Here is a 1,507-nt window from a genome sequence, read left to right as displayed (position 1 = left end):
CCGCCGCGGGCCTCACCCGATGACAGTATTCTGCGCCGGGTGCGTAACCCCAGCGCATCGGCCTGCTCTTTTACCTCCCGGATAATACCATGCTGCTCGTATAGCGCATAAAGGGTCCGGATCGTCTCGGCTTCGCATTCTTTGATCTTTAGGGTCCGACCGTCCGGGTCGTATCCCATCGGCACCTGCCCGCCCATCCAGAGCCCGCGGCGCTTCGAGGCGGCGATCTTGTCCCGGATCCGTTCTGCCGTCACCTCGCGCTCGAACTGCGCGAAACTGAGCAGCATGTTCAATGTGAGCCGCCCCATGCTGGTCGCCGTGTTGAAAGACTGCGTGACCGAGACGAAGGAGGCACCGGCGGCATCGAGGATATCGACGATCTTCGCGAAGTCGGCCAGCGACCGGGTCAGGCGGTCGATCTTGTAAACGACGATCTGATCGATCTTTCCATCTTGGATATCCGCCAATAGCTGCTGCAAAGCCGGGCGCTCCAGCGATCCGCCAGACAATCCGCCGTCATCATATTGGCCGGGTAGCAGCACCCAGCCTTCGTGCTTCTGGCTGGCGACATAGGCGACACAGGCCTCCCGCTGCGCATGCAGCGAGTTGAACTCCTGTTCCAGCCCGTCTTCCGAGCTTTTACGGGTATAGATGGCGCAGCGGATCTTCTTCATCTGCGGTCCCCTTCCCTCCGGGTCAGGCCAAAGAACCGCGGGCCAGACCATGTGGTACCAGTGATGTGCTTTGCGATTGCAGACAGCGACGGCCAGTCTTTCCCATCCATGCAATAGCCGCCTTCGGTCACCTCGACCTGGTAGGTCCGGCCATTCCATTCCCGCACGAGATAGGAACCGGATCGGAGATCACTGCCACTGGAAACAGCAATTGGCTTGCCTTCTGCGATCTGTCGCAATCTGCGTCGGGTCGCCGCTGACAGCCCACCTGAGAGCCGGCACTGCGCTTCATAGGCCACCGCCTTGCGCATGAACCCTACCGACAGGTACGGCGGCGGGGGGAGACCCGAAAGACACCTCCCAGGCCGCGATTGCCAGCGGGCGATCCGGGTCCGGCTTACCGGGCATCGGTCTCTTCGGCCCCGGCAGTCTCGCCAATTTTGGCGGGCGTGGCCGAGATCCTGTAGCGCTTGGGCTTGCCCTCATCTGGCTTCTCGCCCAGCACCCGGTAGCCAGCCTTGCGCAGCCCCGTCAGTGCTGCTCGCGTTGTGTGCGTCTGCCGACCGAACTTGTCACTGATCGTGGCCACATCCGACCCGGAACTCCGGGAAAGCAACTGGATGAGTTCTTCTTTCTTGGTTTTGCGTTTCGATGATTGTGTCATCTCGTCTTCTCCATCTGGTTCAGGCAGGCCGAAAGTGACCCTGCTACCGAGGAGAGCCCGGAAGCCCGGGCGGAGAAGGCGGCACGCGGCGACAGGTGCGTCGCTACACAGACAGTACCGCTCCGTTTGGGCCACAAGTCCAGTGGAATAATGGCCGCTTAACGCAGAC

Annotated in this window: 3 protein-coding genes; all 3 read right to left on the bottom strand. The window is 61.5% G+C overall.

The features are described 5' to 3' along the window. On the bottom strand, window positions 1-674 hold a 674-nt coding region (locus LCM21_RS20655), incomplete at its 3' end, for a recombinase family protein (RefSeq protein ID WP_224892256.1). Then, window positions 671-985, bottom strand: coding sequence for a DUF2924 domain-containing protein (locus LCM21_RS20650; RefSeq protein ID WP_263619082.1), 315 nt, complete (start codon window positions 983-985; stop codon window positions 671-673). The genes LCM21_RS20655 and LCM21_RS20650, both read right to left, overlap by 4 nt. An 86-nt stretch (window positions 986-1,071) precedes the next feature. Beyond that, window positions 1,072-1,338 carry a DUF3489 domain-containing protein gene (locus LCM21_RS20645; protein ID WP_224892255.1) on the bottom strand — a complete coding sequence of 89 codons (267 nt, stop codon included), beginning with the start codon at window positions 1,336-1,338 and terminating at the stop codon, window positions 1,072-1,074. Window positions 1,339-1,507: the final 169 nt, after the last annotated feature.

Origin of the sequence: Ruegeria profundi (assembly GCF_020171505.1) — a bacterium.
GTDB lineage: Bacteria > Pseudomonadota > Alphaproteobacteria > Rhodobacterales > Rhodobacteraceae > Ruegeria > Ruegeria profundi.
The sequence above is the reverse complement of the archived record's forward strand: the minus strand, read 5'-3'. Positions and strand labels throughout refer to the sequence as shown.